Source organism: Pseudomonas sp. LBUM1666, assembly GCF_059695775.1.
Genome location: NZ_CP166789.1, coordinates 5,490,792 through 5,505,437, shown reverse-complemented (window position 1 = coordinate 5,505,437; position 14,646 = coordinate 5,490,792). Strand labels below are relative to the sequence as shown.

Sequence of the window (14,646 nt, the reverse complement as noted above, 5' to 3'; positions counted from 1 at the left end):
ACAAAAGCGGGGAGAACAATAAGAAATGCACGACAACCATTTGAGTCGCCATGCCCAGCAGGTCCTGACTGTCACTCAGGGAAAATCCCACCTGCACGGCCCCGGCAGCGATCCGTCGATTGCCCGTTCCTGGCTGCGCTGTCTTGAGGACTATCACCTCGACCCGGCCCTGACCATGGCGCCGACGGTGCTGGAACATGGCCGCGTCCTGGAAAGCCGCGAGCGCTTGCAGCAGGTGCTGCACATCGCCGGCAGCGAAATGACCAGCCTTCATCAGCAACTCTCCGGCGCCGGCCACGCGGTCCTGTTGACCGACGCCCGCGGCGTGATCCTCAATTGCGTCACCGCACCTGCCGAGCGGAAGATTTTCGAGCGCGCCGGCCTCTGGCTCGGAGCTGACTGGAGCGAAGCCTGCGAAGGCACCAACGGCATCGGCACCTGTCTGGTAGAGCGTCAGTCACTGACCATCCATCAGGACGAGCATTTTCGCGGCCGTCACACCGGCCTGACCTGCTCGGCGAGCCCGGTGTTCGACCCGCATGGCGAACTGCTGGCGGTGCTCGACGTGTCCTCGGCGCGCCATGAGGTCTCTCGTCAAAGTCAGTTCCACACCATGGCCCTGGTCAATCTTTCGGCGAAGATGATCGAGAGCTGCTATTTCCTGCGCTATTTCGACAATCAATGGTTGCTGCGTTTTCACTTGCAGGCCGAATCCGTCGGGTTGTTCAGCGAAGGGTTGCTGGCGTTTGACGGGGAAGGGCGGATCAGCGCGGTCAACCAGAGTGCGCTGAACCTGCTGGGGCATATTCGCGGTGGGTTGCTGGGCAAGCCGGTGGAGGCGTTTTTCGATTGCTCGCTGGATGAATTGCTCGGCCGCGCCAGTGTCAATGCCAGCGCCAGTTGGCCGTTGCGCACACGCGACGGACGGAGCCTGTTTGCGGTGTTGCGCGGGCAGCCACGCAGCATTCCGGTACCGGTGGTGCAAAGCCCGGTGATCGCCGAACCTTCGCGTTTGTCGGGCATTTGTCTGGGCGACACGGGGTTGCAGGAAGATTTCCGTAAATCCTTGCGCGTGTTCGAGCGGGACGTACCGCTACTGATCAACGGCGAAACCGGATCCGGCAAAGAAGCGTTTGCCAAAGCCGTCCATCAGGCCAGCCAGCGAGCGGAAAAAGCCTTTGTTGCCCTCAACTGCGCCGCCATCCCCGAAAGCCTGATCGAGAGCGAGCTGTTTGGCTATCGCGGCGGCAGCTTTACCGGCGCTCGCAAGGAAGGCATGCGCGGCAAGTTGCAACAGGCCGATGGCGGGACCTTGTTCCTCGATGAAATCGGCGATATGCCCCTGGCTTTGCAGACCCGGCTATTAAGGGTGCTGGAAGATCGTCAGGTAGTGCCGATCGGCGGTGAACCGGAGTCGGTCAATGTGCGGATCATCAGCGCCACTCACCGTAATCTGCTGGAACGGGTGCAGGACGGCAGCTTCCGCGAGGATTTGTATTACCGGCTCAATGGGCTGGAAGTTGCACTGCCGGCATTGCGTGATCGCAGTGATAAATCCCAACTGCTCGACTTTTTGCTGGCCGAAGAAGCGGGCGGGGAAACCGTATTGATTGACGGTCCGGCACGCCAGGCGTTGCTGGCCTTTGCCTGGCCGGGGAACGTGCGGCAGTTGCGCAATGTGCTGCGCACGTTGGCGGCGTTGTGCGACGGTGGGCGGATCGGGCTGGAGGATTTGCCGGGGATGATTCGTCAGGCCCGGCCGGTTTCGGTTGTTGCCGTTGAAGAGCCGTCGGAGCATCCGCTGGATGACGCTGAGCGGTTGGCGTTGCTGAATGTGCTGGAACAGACGCGTTGGCATATGACTCACACGGCTGAACAACTTGGCGTCAGTCGTAACACCCTTTATAGAAAACTGCGTAAACACGGGATTGAGCGGTAGGCAGTTAAATCCAGCCCTCACCCTCACCCTAACCCTCTCCCGGAGGGAGAGGGGACTGACCGAGGTGTTATTGGAGGTACATCGACCTGAAATAACGAGTCGAGCTCAGGTTATGAAAACCATGGAGATCTGCTCCCTTTCCCCCTCTCCCCTATGGGGAGAGGGCTGGGGTGAGGGGTGGATCTTCAGCCATCACCTAAAAGAGTGCGAATTTTCCCACCCTAAGCTAACCTGCGGCCATGTTTTACGAGGTCGACTAATGCACATTCACATTCTTGGTATCTGCGGCACTTTCATGGGTTCGATGGCGGTTCTGGCCAAAGAGCTGGGCCATCACGTGACGGGCTCCGATGCCAACGTCTATCCGCCGATGAGCACTCAACTTGAGGCTCAGGGCATTGAGTTGACCCAAGGCTACGACCCGGCGCAGCTCGATCCGGCACCGGATCTGGTGGTGATCGGCAATGCGATGTCCCGCGGTAACCCGGCTGTCGAATACGTGCTGAATAAAGGCCTGCCGTACGTCTCCGGCCCGCAATGGCTGTCAGATCACGTGCTGCAAGGTCGCTGGGTGCTGGCCGTCGCCGGTACCCACGGCAAAACCACCACCAGCAGCATGCTCGCCTGGGTGCTGGAACACGCGGGCATGAGCCCGGGTTTCCTGATCGGCGGCGTGCCGCAAAACTTCTCGGTGTCCGCTCGTCTGGGTGACACCCCATTCTTCGTGATCGAAGCCGACGAGTACGACAGCGCGTTCTTCGACAAGCGCTCCAAGTTCGTTCACTACCGCCCGCGTACGGCGATCCTGAACAACCTGGAATACGATCACGCCGACATCTTCCCCGATCTGCCAGCCATCGAGCGGCAATTCCACCATTTGGTGCGGACCATTCCGAGCGAAGGCCTGGTGATCCACCCGACCACCGAACCTGCGTTGCAGCGAGTGATCGAGATGGGCTGCTGGACCCCGGTGCAAACCACCGGTGCCGGCGGTCAGTGGCAGGTCAAACTGCTCAGCGAAGACGGCTCGAAATTTGAAGTGATGTTCGAAGGTGTTGCCCAAGGCGTGGTCGAGTGGGACATGACCGGCCAACACAACGTCGCCAACGCTCTGGCCACGTTGGCTGCGGCGCGCCACGTCGGTGTTGTGCCGTCCATGGGCATCGCTGCGCTGAGCGCATTCAAAAGCGTCAAACGCCGGATGGAGAAAGTCGCGGAGGTCCGTGGCATTACCATCTATGACGACTTCGCTCACCACCCGACGGCTATTGCGACGACCCTCGACGGCCTGCGCAAGCGCATCGGCGATGCCCCGTTGATTGCGATCATCGAGCCGCGCTCCAACTCCATGAAGCTCGGTGCTCACCGCGACGGCTTGCCGGAAAGCGTGGTCGATGCCGATCAAGTGATCTGGTACGCGCCGGCCAACCTCGGTTGGGATCTGGGGGCTACTGCTGCGTTGTGCACGGTGCCGTCGATCGTCAGCGATTCGCTGGAAGGCATCATCGCGCGCGTGAAGAGCCAGGCCCAGCCCGGCACTCACGTGGTGATCATGAGCAACGGCGGCTTCGGCGGCCTGCACGGCAAACTCGCCGAGGCGCTGCAATGAACAACGGCCCGGAACGCATCACGCTGGCGATGACCGGCGCTTCCGGCGCCCAGTACGGTTTGCGCCTGCTTGACTGCCTGATTCGTGAAGACCGCGAAGTGCACTTCATGATCTCCAAGGCTGCGCAACTGGTGATGGCCACCGAGACTGACGTTACGTTGCCGCCGAAAACCCAGATGATGCAGGCCTTCCTCACCGAATACACTGGGGCTGCCGCCGGGCAGATTCGGGTGTATGGCAAGGAAGACTGGATGTCGCCAGTGGCCTCGGGCTCCGGCGCGCCGGCAGCGATGGTGGTGGTGCCGTGTTCCACCGGGACCTTGTCGGCTATTGCGACGGGGGCTTGCAACAACTTGATCGAGCGTGCTGCCGACGTCACCTTGAAGGAGCGCCGTCAGCTGATTCTGGTGCCGCGTGAGGCGCCGTATTCGAGCATTCATCTGGAGAACATGCTCAAGTTGTCGAACATGGGCGTGACGATTTTGCCGGCGTCGCCCGGTTTTTATCATCAGCCGCAAACCATCGACGACTTGATCGATTTCGTTGTGGCGCGAATTCTCAATCTGCTGAACATTCCCCAGGACATGCTGCCGCGTTGGGGCGAACACCATCTGACCAGCGATGAATAAGCTGCTGGCGATTGTGCTGGCGCTGCAATTGGCTGGCTGCGCCACGGTGCGAACGCTTGATGCCGCCAAGCCAGGGGCGCCAGTGGTGTATTCGGGGACGCGTCTGGATTTGTATGCCATGAATGGCGGCTGCTGCGCCATGGATCGCTTCGGCGCCGAAGCCCCTAGCTATCCGGGCGTCGACCTGCCGGCCAGTGCGTTGCTTGACACGCTGCTGTTGCCGCTGTCAGTGCTCACGGTGATCGGGGTAAGTTTTCAGGCGACGGGCGGATTGTAGAAGAGCGCTTTGCGCTCTAATCGCGAGCAAGCTCGCTCCCACATTGGATCTGTGTCGTTCGCAAATCCAATGTGGGAGCGAGCTTGCTCGCGATGGCGTCTTCCTGGACGCCGCAGAATTACTTGCCTAACTTGCGCAACTCATCCGACTCCACAATCCGCACCCCATCCTGCTCTTCCAGCGCCAGTCGCCACATGGCGCGGGCCAGTTGGCAGGCTTCGATGCCGCGGTATTTGCCGGGGATCAAACGGGACAAGGGCCCAACGAATTGCTCAGCCATGCGCGGTTCCATACGCTCGCCCAGCAGCAGCGAAGGTCGGCAAATGGTCAGTTGCGGCCAGTCCTGCGCGCGCAATGCATATTCCATCTCCCCTTTGACCTTGTTGTAGAAAATCGAGGACCTGCGATCGGCCCCCAGGGCACTGATCACGATCAGGTGCCGTGCGCCCATCTCCCGTGCACGTTTGGCGAACGCTACCACCATGTCCAGGTCCACCGCACGAAACGCCTGCTCCGAGCCGGCTTTCTTGATTGTGGTGCCCAGGCAGCAGTAGGCGATGTCGACGCGACCATTCAATTCCGGCAGAAACACCGCAGGGTCGCCGACCGGGTTTTCCAGATGGGGGTGCTCGGCCAGTGGCCGGCGTGAGGGCGCCAATACTCGTGAGATCGTGGGCTCATTGAGCAGACGGTCAAGAAGATGTTCACCGGTCAAACCGGTAGCTCCGGCAAGCAGTACGTGCTGAGGCGTCAAGTACATAGTGTTTCCCCCTTGATACTATTCAGCTTAGTTGCTCTTTGCATCCTTGTTGCTGATAGAGACACTTTGTAGTGCTTTTCGTGCCTGCTGTTTGCGTAACAGCTGCCAGTGAGAGAGAACGGTTTTCGGCGCCCAGATCTGCGGTTCAGAGGCTTCGAAGCTGTCCGCCAGTTCACGTTCGGCGACGGTGGCCTTGGCCAGTTTGAAGGCTTGCTCCAGATCGTCGGTCTGGTTCAGTGCCTGGGCGAACAGCGCATCGCCGAAGTAGGTGAAGTTGGCTTCTTCCGAGCATCCGAAGGACACGCGGTCAGCGCGCGAGGCGGTCATGATCAGGGTGCGTTCATCCTTGAGAGCCGGAATGAAGCCACCGGAGTAGCAGGACGAAATCACGATGATCTTGTCGCGGTTTTTCAGCGGAGAGAGAACTGCGGCGAGTTCGTCGGCCGGCAGATCGGACAGTTCCATGCGCGGCTGGTCGAGCACCAGTTCGTGTTCGCTGGTGCCGTGACTGGTCATGTAGATGAAGATCAAGTCTTCCGGGCCACTGCGTTCGGCCAGGGCGGCGGCGGCGCGGCGCAGGTTTTCCCGGGTGGCCATCGGCCGGTCGACGAGGTGGTCGCGATGGTTCACCAGGCGGATCTGGCCAAACGCACCAAAGCGGCTGCTGAGCATATTGCTGACGTAATCGGATTCGCGCAGGAACACGCTTTGCTTGCCGTCACCGCCCAGGGTCAAGGTGTACAACTCGACTGCCGGGGTCGAAGCCGGCACGCTGGACAGTGCATCGTCGAGCAAACGGCCCTGGGCCAGCAAGCCGAGTTCCAGGCTGTCGGGCAGCAGCTTGCCATCGGCATCGCGAACACGCTGGCCATTAATCCACGTACCGTTTTGCACCGTGCCGTCAGTCAGCACCAGGGTGCCGTGCCCCGAGTAACTGTCACCGTCGAACTGGCCGATGTAGAAACTGCCGTCAGACAGGTTCAATCGACCTTGGCCGGTAAAGCGCCAGTCGCTGAACTGGCCGATGTAATGGCTACCGTCGGCGCCGATCAACTCGCCCTTGCCGTTCAGCGATCCTTCCTTGAACAGGCCGAGCCAGACATCACCGTCGGCGTTCTCGTAGCGGCCCTTGCCGTGCAGTTGGTTGTTCTTGAAGCCGCCGACATAGATATCGCCATCGGCGCTGTTGAAAGTCCCGTTGCCTTCGAGCTGACCGTCGACGAAGTGCCCGGTGAACTGATTGCCGCTGGCGTCGCCCCGTTGGCCTTCGCCGTTGGGTTTGCCGTGGGCGAACTGGCCCTGATACGAGCTGCCGTCTTCGAGTTCGAGACGACCGAGCCCTGAATATTGATCGGCCTTGAATTCACCGCGGTAGGTCATACCGTTTTCTTTGAGGGTGCCTTCGCCGTCCCGTCGACCGGCTTTGAAACTGCCGGTGAAGCTGCTGCCGCTGGTGGTCAGTGTGCCCTTGCCGTCGAACTGCCCTAGATTGAATCCCCCGCGATAGACTTCGCCGTTACTGCCGTGCCATTCGCCCTGGCCATGCCATTGGCCCTTGTCGAAATCGCCGGCGTACCAGCTGCCGTTCGGGTAATCGATACGGCCCTGGCCTTGCAGCAATCCGTTGACCAGTTCGCCGCGATAGCGTCCGCCGTCCGGCAACCGGGCGTCGGGGGGCAACAGCGATTCGCCGTCGCCGCAAGCGGTGAGCAATAGGGTCAGAGCGAGGAGTGCAAGTGGGCGCATAGCGGGATCCGGGCAATTAGGCGACCGAGTATGCCGCAGCTCTATGACCTTATATAGCCGGGAAAACGGGAGAGGGCGCGAAACAGCGTGAGCTGCTTCGCATCCGGGATGGGTTACACGAAGCAGAGAGACAGTGGCTCGGCGATGTAGGCCGGTTTGTCCGAGCCTTCGATTTCAAGCGTGGCGGTGGCTTTGAGTAGCCATTGGCCGGGCTTTTTCTCGATGACTTCGTTCATGTCGACCTTGAGTCTGACCCTGGAATTGACCTTCACTGGCTGGATGAAACGCACGGTATCCAGGCCGTAGTTGACCACCATCTTCGCCCCTTCAGGGAGGATCAGGATGTCTTCCATCAGTTTGGGGATCAGCGACAGCGACAGGAAACCGTGTGCAATGGTGCTGCCAAATGGCGTTTGCGCGGCTTTGACCGGGTCGACGTGGATGAACTGATAATCCCCTGTGGCTTCGGCGAACAGGTTGATGCGCTCCTGATCGATGGTGAGCCATTCGGAACGTCCGAGTTCCTTGCCGACATAATCTTTGAGCTCTGCAACTGGAACATAGGGCATTGAGACTCTCCTTGGGTTCATCGGTTTTATAGTTTTGAGGTGGGGGGATTTGACCTCCCGGATTACCACTTTAGATCAACATGGCAAATGGCTCCGGTCAACTGAACATGATTTTGGCGAATGCCGGTCTATAGCGTTGGCGTGCTTATAATGCTCGGCCCGCTTGTGCGGGATGATATTGGCGGGAGATGACGGATGTTGTTACGTGGCCTGACCTGGCTGGTGCTGTTCCAATTGCTGGGCACAGCCATCAACCACTTGTTTTTACCGATCCTGCCGGGGCCGATTGTCGGCCTGTTGTTGCTGTTGGTGTTCCTGATCAGCCGTGGCCAGGTCGGCGAACCGCTGAACCTCGCGGCCAGCAGTCTGCTGCGTTACCTGCCGTTGTTGCTGGTACCGCCAGCCGTGGGTGTGATGGTTTACGCCAAAGACATTGCCGCGGATTTCTGGGCCATCGTCGGCGCGCTGGTGTTGTCACTGTTGCTGTCCATGGCCTTCGCCGGCGTGCTGATGCAGCGCATGGTCAAGCGTCACGCTCACCGTGAGGACGGCCAATGAACTTCGACTGGCACGGTGCCTGGACGTCGGTGATTCATCATCCGTTGTTCGGCATCGGTATTACTCTGGGGGCTTATCAGCTGGTGCTGGCGGCGTACGAGAAAACCCGCTGGATCTTTCTGCAGCCGGTGCTGGTCTCGATGCTGCTGGTGATCGGTGTACTGGTGGGTTGCGGCCTGACCTATGCCGAGTACCGCAAGAGCACCGAGATCCTCAGCATCCTGCTCGGGCCGGCGACCGTTGCGCTGGCTGTGCCGCTGTACCTCAATCTGCGACGCATTCGGCAGTTGTTCTGGCCGATATTTACTACGCTGGTGATAGGTGGCGTCGTCGCCACCGGTATGGGTGTATTGCTGGGCTGGTCGTTTGGTGCCGAACACATGATCCTGATGACCATGGCGCCGAAGTCGGTGACGTCGCCGATTGCCATGCTGGTGGCGGAGCAGATCGGTGGTGTTGCGGCGCTGGCGGCAGTGTTCGTGTTGATTACCGGGGTGATCGGGGCGATCTTCGGGCCGAGTCTTTTGACCAGGCTGGGTGTGCACAGCCCTGAGGCGCGCGGTATGGCACTCGGCATGACGGCGCACGCGGTAGGCACTGCGGTGGCAATGCAGGAAAATGAAGAATGCGGCGCCTTCGCGGCGCTGGCGATGAGTCTGATGGGCGTGGCCACGGCAGTTTTACTGCCGTTGGCGGTGTCGATGGTGGTGTAAGGAAATGTCTATGAGCTTGCCGCTTTTTCCGCTGAACACAGTGTTGTTTCCTGGCTGCATCCTCGATTTGCAGATCTTCGAGGCGCGCTACCTGGACATGATCAGTCGCTGCATGAAACAGGGCGGCGGCTTCGGTGTGGTGTGCATCCTCGACGGCGAAGAGGTCGGCATCGCCCCGGCGGGCTACGCGCTGGTCGGATGCGAGGCGCTGATTACTGATTTCAAACAGCAGGACAATGGCTTGCTGGGCATTCGGGTACAGGGTGGGCGGCGTTTCCACGTGTTGTGCACCGAGATTCAGCGCGATCAGCTGACCGTCGCCGAGGTCGAGTGGCTGGAGGACGAACCTGAGCAACCGCTGCAGGACGAGGACGCCGACCTGGTTGCACTGCTCAAAGCCTTGGCCGAACACCCGATGGTCGAGGCGCTGAACATGGGCACAGAAGCGACCGGGCAACAATCGCTGGCCAATCAGTTGGCGTACCTGTTGCCGTTTGCCGAAGTGGACAAGATCGACCTGCTGCAACTCGATGATCCGCAGCAGCGACTGGATGCGATTCAGGCGCTGCTGGATGAGTTGCAGGGTGAGTTGTTTGCCTGATCAGTAGGCATACCGCAACATCGCATGTGGTAAGTGCCGCAACGCAAAGAACCCGAACAGCGCCACCAGCGCCGGCAACACCAGCCACCAGATCTTCGGTGGCATGGCGTTTAGCGGTGCCGGGCGCTGATTCAGCCACAAACTCGCCGCACACACGCACGCTGCCAGCATCGCGCCGGCCAGCACATCCGTTGGCCAGTGCGCGCCCAGGTACACCCGCGACAGGGCAATCGCCAGCGCGGGCAAGCAAGCCAATAGCAGCCAGGTCAAGCGCATGCGCGGCGGTTGTCCGCGTCCGGCCAGCACGGCCAGCGTCAGAAACAGCGCAAAAGAGCCCGAGGCGTGGCCGCTGGGCATGCTGTAGCTGGTCAGAGGATCGCTCAACACTTCCGGGCGTACGCGGGCGAAAAAGTGTTTGGTCACGGTGTTGCCCAGGGCGGTGCACAGCAGGGTGCTACCGGCGAAAATCGCCTGGCGCCATTGCCGGGTGAGCACCAGCAAACCCGTTAACAGGGCGCTGAGCAACAGCATGTTGCGAAACTCGCCGATCAGCGTGAATGTCACCGCCACTTCATCGAGCAGCGGGCTGCGGTGCTCCTGCACCAGGGTCATCACGCCCTGATCGAGGGCGGTCAGGTGCGGATAGCCGATAAACAGTCCCGCCAGAATCAGAAAGCTCATCCCGGTAATCAGCATCGTCGCTTTGCGATGACGACGCATGCTGCTGGTGATGCTCAAGCCCACCATGAGGGCGATGCTGCCAGCGACGATTCCGGCCTCAGGCCAGAATCCCTCCGGCAACGGCAAGCGAATTGCCGCCCCCGTGGCCCAGCCGGGCAGCAGGTACGCGACGCTCCAGCCGGCGGCAGCCAGCAGACTGACGGCGGCGAAGCGCGGGAAGGGCATGTCGAACATCCCGGCGACCATCGGCAACATCGGTCGCAGCGGACCGATGAAGCGCCCGACCAACAGGCTGGCGATGCCGTAGCGCTGGAAATACGCCTCGGCCCCGGCGATCCATTCCGGATGATGGCGCAACCCTGGCAGGCGCCGAATGTTCTGATGGAAATGTCGGCCGAGGAAATACGAAATGATGTCGCCCAGCACGCCGCCGAGGAACCCCAGCAACAGCGTTTCGCCCAGCGACAACGCTCCACTACCGGCCAGTACCGCCACGGCAAACAAAAGCACCGTGCCGGGAACGATCAGCCCGGCAATCGCCAGGCATTCCACACAGGCCACTATGAACACCGCCGCGGCCAGCCATTGCGGGTTGACCGTCAACCAACCGGTCACGCTATCGAGCCATGGGCCCATAAAAACAACTCCCTCTTATTAATTGACCCCCGCAGGAGTTGTACTCAAAGCAAAAAATAATCGCGACCTTCGATCTGCCCCTGTCGCAGCGGGTTGCGCGTGCAATACGGAGCGTAAGCCGCATCGACGAAACGGTACATCAAATGCTCATCGCGGCCGTGGGGAATGCCCAAACGCGTGGTTTGTATGATGTGAACGGGCGCCGGGCCGACATCTTCCACCAGCAGCACTTCATGGTCGAAACGCTTGGCGTCCCAGACCGGCACCTTCAGGCCCAGCGCCTTGCAGAGCAACGTTTGTCCGGCGCAAAGCTTTTGCGAGGGGCGAGGGCGACCCTGGGCGTCGGGATTGTTCAGCAGCATCTGCGCCAGGCTCGCCGGCCCGCTCAAGTCATCGACCCACGGATAGGCGGATTTGATCAGCACAGCATTGCCCGGACCCTGGGCGCTGAAGTTCAGGGAATCGCCGCCACGGGCGTAGTACATATAGATGTGGCCGCCATCCAGAAATAAAGCCTTACGTTTTTCTGTGTAGCCGAGGGAGGCGTGACTGCCTTTTTCTTCGAAGTAATAGGCTTCGGTTTCGATAATCCGGGCGCTGAGCCACAGGTCGCCGACCCGGTGACGGATGACTTTGCCGAGTAAATCCCGGGCCAGCGTTTGGGCGTCTCTGTCGAAAAATGCATCCGCGAGCCCCTTGGGCAGGCTCGTCGCGGACGTACGAACAGTCAGGTTAGTCATGATGAACGGCGTTTATCAGGGCTGATTGAGTCGCGATGATAACAATTTGCAGCTTAATCACGGCTGAACGTCGGCAAATTGCCCTCCATTTCGACCATCCGCCCGTCACCGCTGTTAGTCGGGGGACGCGACAGCTATAATCTGCCGCTTTCCTCTTTACCAAGTCCACGCCAGACCATGACTGAGTCCGTTCTTGACTACATGACCCGCCTGGGTCGCGCTGCCCGCGAAGCTTCTCGCGTCATCGGCCGTGCCAGCACCGCGCAGAAAAACCGCGCCTTGCAGGCTGCTGCCAATGCGTTGGACGCTGCACGCGCCGAGCTGACGGCTGCCAATGAACTGGATTTGGCCGCTGGACGCGCCAATGGTCTTGAGCCCGCATTGCTTGAGCGTCTGGCGCTGACCCCTGAACGCATCGACGGCATGATCGTCGGTTTGCGTCAGGTAGCGGCTCTGCCGGACCCGGTCGGCGCGATTCGCGACATGAGCTTCCGTCCGTCGGGCATTCAGGTCGGCAAGATGCGCGTGCCGTTGGGCGTGATCGGGATCATCTACGAATCCCGGCCGAACGTGACCATCGATGCCGCGAGCCTGTGTCTGAAGTCCGGCAACGCAACCATCCTGCGTGGCGGTTCCGAGGCGATTCATTCCAATCGTGCCATTGCCGCCTGCATCCAGCGCGGCCTGGCCGAAGCCGAACTGCCCGCTGCCGTGGTGCAAGTGGTCGAAACCACTGATCGCGCCGCCGTTGGCGCGCTGATCACCATGCCTGAATACGTCGACGTTATCGTGCCCCGTGGCGGCCGTGGCCTGATCGAGCGTGTTAGCCGTGACGCCCGCGTGCCGGTGATCAAGCATCTGGACGGTATCTGTCACGTTTACGTCAGTGCTCACGCCGACCTGCCGAAAGCCCAGCGCATCGCCTTCAATGCCAAGACTTACCGTTATGGCATCTGCGGCGCCATGGAAACCCTGCTGGTGGACCAATCGGTCGCCAAGGATTTCCTGCCATCGATGGCTGCACAGTTCCGCGAAAAAGGCGTCGAGCTGCGCGGCTGCGAACGCACCCTGGCGATCATCGAGGCTGTTGCCGCTAGCGAAGAAGACTGGAACACCGAGTACCTGGCGCCGATTCTTTCGATCCGCGTGATTGACGGGCTGGACCAGGCGATTGAGCACATCAATCAGTACGGCTCGCATCACACCGACTCGATCGTCAGTGAAAACCTCGCCGACACGCGGCGTTTTGTGGCGGAAGTCGATTCGTCGTCGGTGATGATCAACACGCCGACCTGCTTCGCCGATGGCTTCGAATACGGATTGGGTGCCGAGATTGGCATTTCTACTGATAAGCTGCACGCCCGCGGCCCGGTGGGCCTCGAAGGTCTGACCTGCGAGAAGTACATCGTGGTTGGTGATGGCCAGTTACGCGGCCAGGCGTCGGACTGACTTGGGCGACCTTGACCTGTCAGCCCCGGAAACCGCCAGCGAGCCTGCGCCTCGACGCATCGGCATGCTGGGCGGGACCTTCGACCCGGTGCACATCGGCCATTTGCGCAGTGCGCTGGAAGTCGCCGAATCGCTGGCGCTTGATGAGTTGCGTCTGACACCCAGTGCCAGACCGCCTCATCGCGGTACGCCGCAGGTGTCGGCAAAGGACCGTCTGGCGATGGTCGAGTGTGCGGTGGCCGGTGTGGCACCGTTGGTGGTGGACGCCCGCGAATTGCAGCGGGACAAACCGTCCTACACCATTGACACCCTGGAACTGATGCGTGCCGAACTGGCCGCTGAAGACCAGGTTTTTCTACTTTTGGGCTGGGACGCATTTTGCGGCCTGCCCACTTGGCACCGCTGGGAAGAGTTGCTCCAGCATTGCCACATCCTGGTGCTGCAACGCCCGGATGCCGACAGCGAACCGCCGGATGCCTTGCGCAATCTGTTGGCGGCACGCTCGGTGAGCGACCCGCTGGCCCTCAAAGGGCCGAGCGGACAGATTGCATTCGTCTGGCAGACACCGCTCGCGGTATCCGCCACCCAGATCCGTCAACTGCTGGCCAGCGGTAAGTCGGTACGTTTCCTGGTGCCCGACGCGGTCCTGGCCTACATCGATGCGCACGGTCTCTACCGTGCGTCGAACTGAAAAAGGGCGCGCTTCAAAACACGTGAACGCGTGTACCGAAGCGCCCGAACATACGAGCAAAACGAGTTTTATATGACGAACAAAGACGTAACTAAAGTAAAGCGCAAAGGCACGTTCAAGAGCGCCCCGCTGCCAGTAGAAGTTCCAACCGGCCCTGAGCTGCGCGGCGAAGAGCTGGTCAAGGTTGCCGTAGCGGCCCTGGAAGACGTGAAAGGCCAGGACATTCAGGTGATCGACGTTCGTGAAAAGCAGAGCATCACTGACTTCATGATCATCGCTACCGGTACCTCCAACCGCCAGATCGGCGCGATGCTGGATAAGGTCCGCGAGGCGGTCAAGGCCCTGGGCGTCAAGCCGCTGGGTGAAGAAGGCAAGGGCGACAGCGACTGGGTCCTGCTGGATATGGATGATGTCATCGTGCACATGATGACCGCTTCGGCTCGTCAGTTTTACGACCTGGAGCGTCTGTGGTCCGGTGCAGAACAGAGCCGTGCTCTGAACGCGGCTCACCACAGCCCGGAAAACACCCATGAGCACTTCGTCAAGCTCAACAAAGACCAGCAATAAGGGACCGCTGTGCGACTGCGACTGATCGCCGTCGGTTCACGCATGCCCAAGTGGGTGGAAGAAGGCTGGCATGAATATGCCAAGCGTCTTCCGTCCGAGCTGGCGCTGGAACTGGTGGAAATACCGCTCAACACCCGTGGCAAGAACGCCGACGTGGCGCGCTTCATCCGTCAGGAAGGCGAAGCCATGCTGGCCAAGGTCGGGCCGAACGAGCGCGTTGTCACCCTCGAAGTCCACGGCAAGCCCTGGAGCACCGAGCAACTGGCGGTCGAGCTCGATCGCTGGCGGCTGGACTCGCGCACGGTGAATTTCATGGTCGGCGGCCCCGAAGGGCTGGCGCCGGAAGTCTGTGCCCGGGCCGATCAGCGCTGGTCGCTCTCGCCGTTGACGTTGCCGCACCCGCTGGTGCGCATCCTGATCGGCGAACAACTGTATCGTGCCTGGACAGTCTTGTCCGGCCACCCTTACCACAAGTAGTTCT

At 60.7% G+C, this 14,646-nt stretch carries 16 protein-coding genes; 11 read left to right on the top strand and 5 right to left on the bottom strand.

What is annotated here, in order from left to right; all coding sequences use genetic code 11:
• The first annotated feature begins 25 nt into the window (after positions 1-25).
• The 4 genes from ACA056_RS25410 (at position 26) to ACA056_RS25395 (ending at position 4,454) form a co-directional block, all read left to right on the top strand.
• Positions 26-1,939: a sigma-54-dependent Fis family transcriptional regulator gene (locus ACA056_RS25410; protein WP_497268618.1), complete on the top strand. Its 1,914-nt coding sequence runs from the start codon at positions 26-28 to the stop codon at positions 1,937-1,939.
• A gap of 259 nt (positions 1,940-2,198) precedes the next feature.
• On the top strand, positions 2,199-3,548 hold the full coding sequence (mpl, locus tag ACA056_RS25405; protein ID WP_497268616.1) for a UDP-N-acetylmuramate:L-alanyl-gamma-D-glutamyl-meso-diaminopimelate ligase: 1,350 nt from the start codon (positions 2,199-2,201) through the stop codon (positions 3,546-3,548).
• A complete protein-coding gene (ubiX, locus tag ACA056_RS25400) occupies positions 3,545-4,177 on the top strand; it encodes a flavin prenyltransferase UbiX (RefSeq protein ID WP_046048695.1) in 633 nt (210 codons plus the stop codon). The genes mpl and ubiX overlap by 4 nt, the downstream gene beginning before the upstream one ends.
• Complete coding sequence (locus ACA056_RS25395; RefSeq protein WP_458510281.1) at positions 4,170-4,454, top strand: YceK/YidQ family lipoprotein; 285 nt, start codon at positions 4,170-4,172, stop codon at positions 4,452-4,454. The genes ubiX and ACA056_RS25395 overlap by 8 nt, the downstream gene beginning before the upstream one ends.
• 118 nt (positions 4,455-4,572) lie before the next feature.
• On the opposite strand, the gene ACA056_RS25390 is transcribed toward ACA056_RS25395, so the two are convergent.
• The 3 genes from ACA056_RS25390 to ACA056_RS25380 form a co-directional block, all read right to left on the bottom strand.
• The gene (locus ACA056_RS25390) at positions 4,573-5,214 is read right to left on the bottom strand and encodes an oxidoreductase (protein ID WP_497268613.1); all 642 of its coding nucleotides are present in this window, start codon (positions 5,212-5,214) and stop codon (positions 4,573-4,575) included.
• A 27-nt stretch (positions 5,215-5,241) separates the two neighbouring features.
• Complete coding sequence (locus tag ACA056_RS25385) at positions 5,242-6,960, bottom strand: C13 family peptidase (RefSeq protein ID WP_497268611.1); 1,719 nt, start codon at positions 6,958-6,960, stop codon at positions 5,242-5,244.
• A 113-nt stretch (positions 6,961-7,073) separates the two neighbouring features.
• Entirely contained in the window at positions 7,074-7,529 is a 456-nt protein-coding gene (locus tag ACA056_RS25380) for a MaoC family dehydratase (RefSeq protein ID WP_123367685.1), read from the bottom strand.
• A 195-nt stretch (positions 7,530-7,724) separates the two neighbouring features.
• Between ACA056_RS25380 and ACA056_RS25375 the strand changes: the two genes are divergently transcribed.
• From ACA056_RS25375 to ACA056_RS25365, 3 genes are read left to right on the top strand one after another with little or no spacing between them, the layout of a single operon-like run.
• Positions 7,725-8,087: a CidA/LrgA family protein gene (locus ACA056_RS25375; protein ID WP_008152799.1), complete on the top strand. Its 363-nt coding sequence runs from the start codon at positions 7,725-7,727 to the stop codon at positions 8,085-8,087.
• Entirely contained in the window at positions 8,084-8,800 is a 717-nt protein-coding gene (locus ACA056_RS25370) for an LrgB family protein (protein ID WP_497268608.1), read from the top strand. The genes ACA056_RS25375 and ACA056_RS25370 overlap by 4 nt, the downstream gene beginning before the upstream one ends.
• 10 nt (positions 8,801-8,810) lie before the next feature.
• Positions 8,811-9,401: an LON peptidase substrate-binding domain-containing protein gene (locus tag ACA056_RS25365; protein ID WP_497268606.1), complete on the top strand. Its 591-nt coding sequence runs from the start codon at positions 8,811-8,813 to the stop codon at positions 9,399-9,401.
• Here ACA056_RS25365 and ACA056_RS25360 read toward each other — a convergent pair whose 3' ends face one another.
• Positions 9,402-10,718: a bifunctional DedA family/phosphatase PAP2 family protein gene (locus ACA056_RS25360; protein ID WP_497268604.1), complete on the bottom strand. Its 1,317-nt coding sequence runs from the start codon at positions 10,716-10,718 to the stop codon at positions 9,402-9,404.
• Positions 10,719-10,762: 44 nt separating this feature from the next.
• Positions 10,763-11,458 carry a DNA-3-methyladenine glycosylase gene (locus tag ACA056_RS25355; protein ID WP_497268602.1) on the bottom strand — a complete coding sequence of 232 codons (696 nt, stop codon included), beginning with the start codon at positions 11,456-11,458 and terminating at the stop codon, positions 10,763-10,765.
• Between the two features lie 177 nt (positions 11,459-11,635).
• Here ACA056_RS25355 and ACA056_RS25350 point away from each other — a divergent pair, with 177 nt between their 5' ends.
• The 4 genes from ACA056_RS25350 (at position 11,636) to rlmH (ending at position 14,642) form a co-directional block, all read left to right on the top strand.
• Positions 11,636-12,907: a glutamate-5-semialdehyde dehydrogenase gene (locus ACA056_RS25350; protein ID WP_497268600.1), complete on the top strand. Its 1,272-nt coding sequence runs from the start codon at positions 11,636-11,638 to the stop codon at positions 12,905-12,907.
• A 1-nt stretch (position 12,908) separates the two neighbouring features.
• Entirely contained in the window at positions 12,909-13,598 is a 690-nt protein-coding gene (gene nadD, locus ACA056_RS25345; protein ID WP_497273599.1) for a nicotinate-nucleotide adenylyltransferase, read from the top strand.
• 72 nt (positions 13,599-13,670) lie between these two features.
• Positions 13,671-14,165 (top strand): ribosome silencing factor, encoded by a 495-nt coding sequence (gene rsfS / locus ACA056_RS25340; protein ID WP_033054148.1) that lies wholly within the window; start codon positions 13,671-13,673, stop codon positions 14,163-14,165.
• Positions 14,166-14,174: 9 nt separating this feature from the next.
• Entirely contained in the window at positions 14,175-14,642 is a 468-nt protein-coding gene (rlmH, locus tag ACA056_RS25335; protein ID WP_007937439.1) for a 23S rRNA (pseudouridine(1915)-N(3))-methyltransferase RlmH, read from the top strand.
• The last annotated feature ends 4 nt before the right edge of the window (positions 14,643-14,646 follow it).

Bases quoted from the DNA above. Each gene is read 5' to 3' on its own strand.
- ACA056_RS25395 (WP_458510281.1), top strand. From the start codon at position 4,170: ATGAATAAGCTGCTGGCGATTGTGCTGGCGCTGCAATTGGCTGGCTGC.
- ACA056_RS25385 (WP_497268611.1), bottom strand. From the start codon at position 6,960: ATGCGCCCACTTGCACTCCTCGCTCTGACCCTATTGCTCACCGCTTGC.
- ACA056_RS25390 (WP_497268613.1), bottom strand. From the start codon at position 5,214: ATGTACTTGACGCCTCAGCACGTACTGCTTGCCGGAGCTACCGGTTTG.
- ACA056_RS25365 (WP_497268606.1), top strand. From the start codon at position 8,811: ATGAGCTTGCCGCTTTTTCCGCTGAACACAGTGTTGTTTCCTGGCTGC.
- ACA056_RS25350 (WP_497268600.1), top strand. From the start codon at position 11,636: ATGACTGAGTCCGTTCTTGACTACATGACCCGCCTGGGTCGCGCTGCC.
- rsfS (WP_033054148.1), top strand. From the start codon at position 13,671: ATGACGAACAAAGACGTAACTAAAGTAAAGCGCAAAGGCACGTTCAAG.
- ACA056_RS25370 (WP_497268608.1), top strand. From the start codon at position 8,084: ATGAACTTCGACTGGCACGGTGCCTGGACGTCGGTGATTCATCATCCG.
- ubiX (WP_046048695.1), top strand. From the start codon at position 3,545: ATGAACAACGGCCCGGAACGCATCACGCTGGCGATGACCGGCGCTTCC.
- ACA056_RS25360 (WP_497268604.1), bottom strand. From the start codon at position 10,718: ATGGGCCCATGGCTCGATAGCGTGACCGGTTGGTTGACGGTCAACCCG.
- ACA056_RS25355 (WP_497268602.1), bottom strand. From the start codon at position 11,458: ATGACTAACCTGACTGTTCGTACGTCCGCGACGAGCCTGCCCAAGGGG.
- mpl (WP_497268616.1), top strand. From the start codon at position 2,199: ATGCACATTCACATTCTTGGTATCTGCGGCACTTTCATGGGTTCGATG.
- ACA056_RS25375 (WP_008152799.1), top strand. From the start codon at position 7,725: ATGTTGTTACGTGGCCTGACCTGGCTGGTGCTGTTCCAATTGCTGGGC.
- ACA056_RS25410 (WP_497268618.1), top strand. From the start codon at position 26: ATGCACGACAACCATTTGAGTCGCCATGCCCAGCAGGTCCTGACTGTC.
- ACA056_RS25380 (WP_123367685.1), bottom strand. From the start codon at position 7,529: ATGCCCTATGTTCCAGTTGCAGAGCTCAAAGATTATGTCGGCAAGGAA.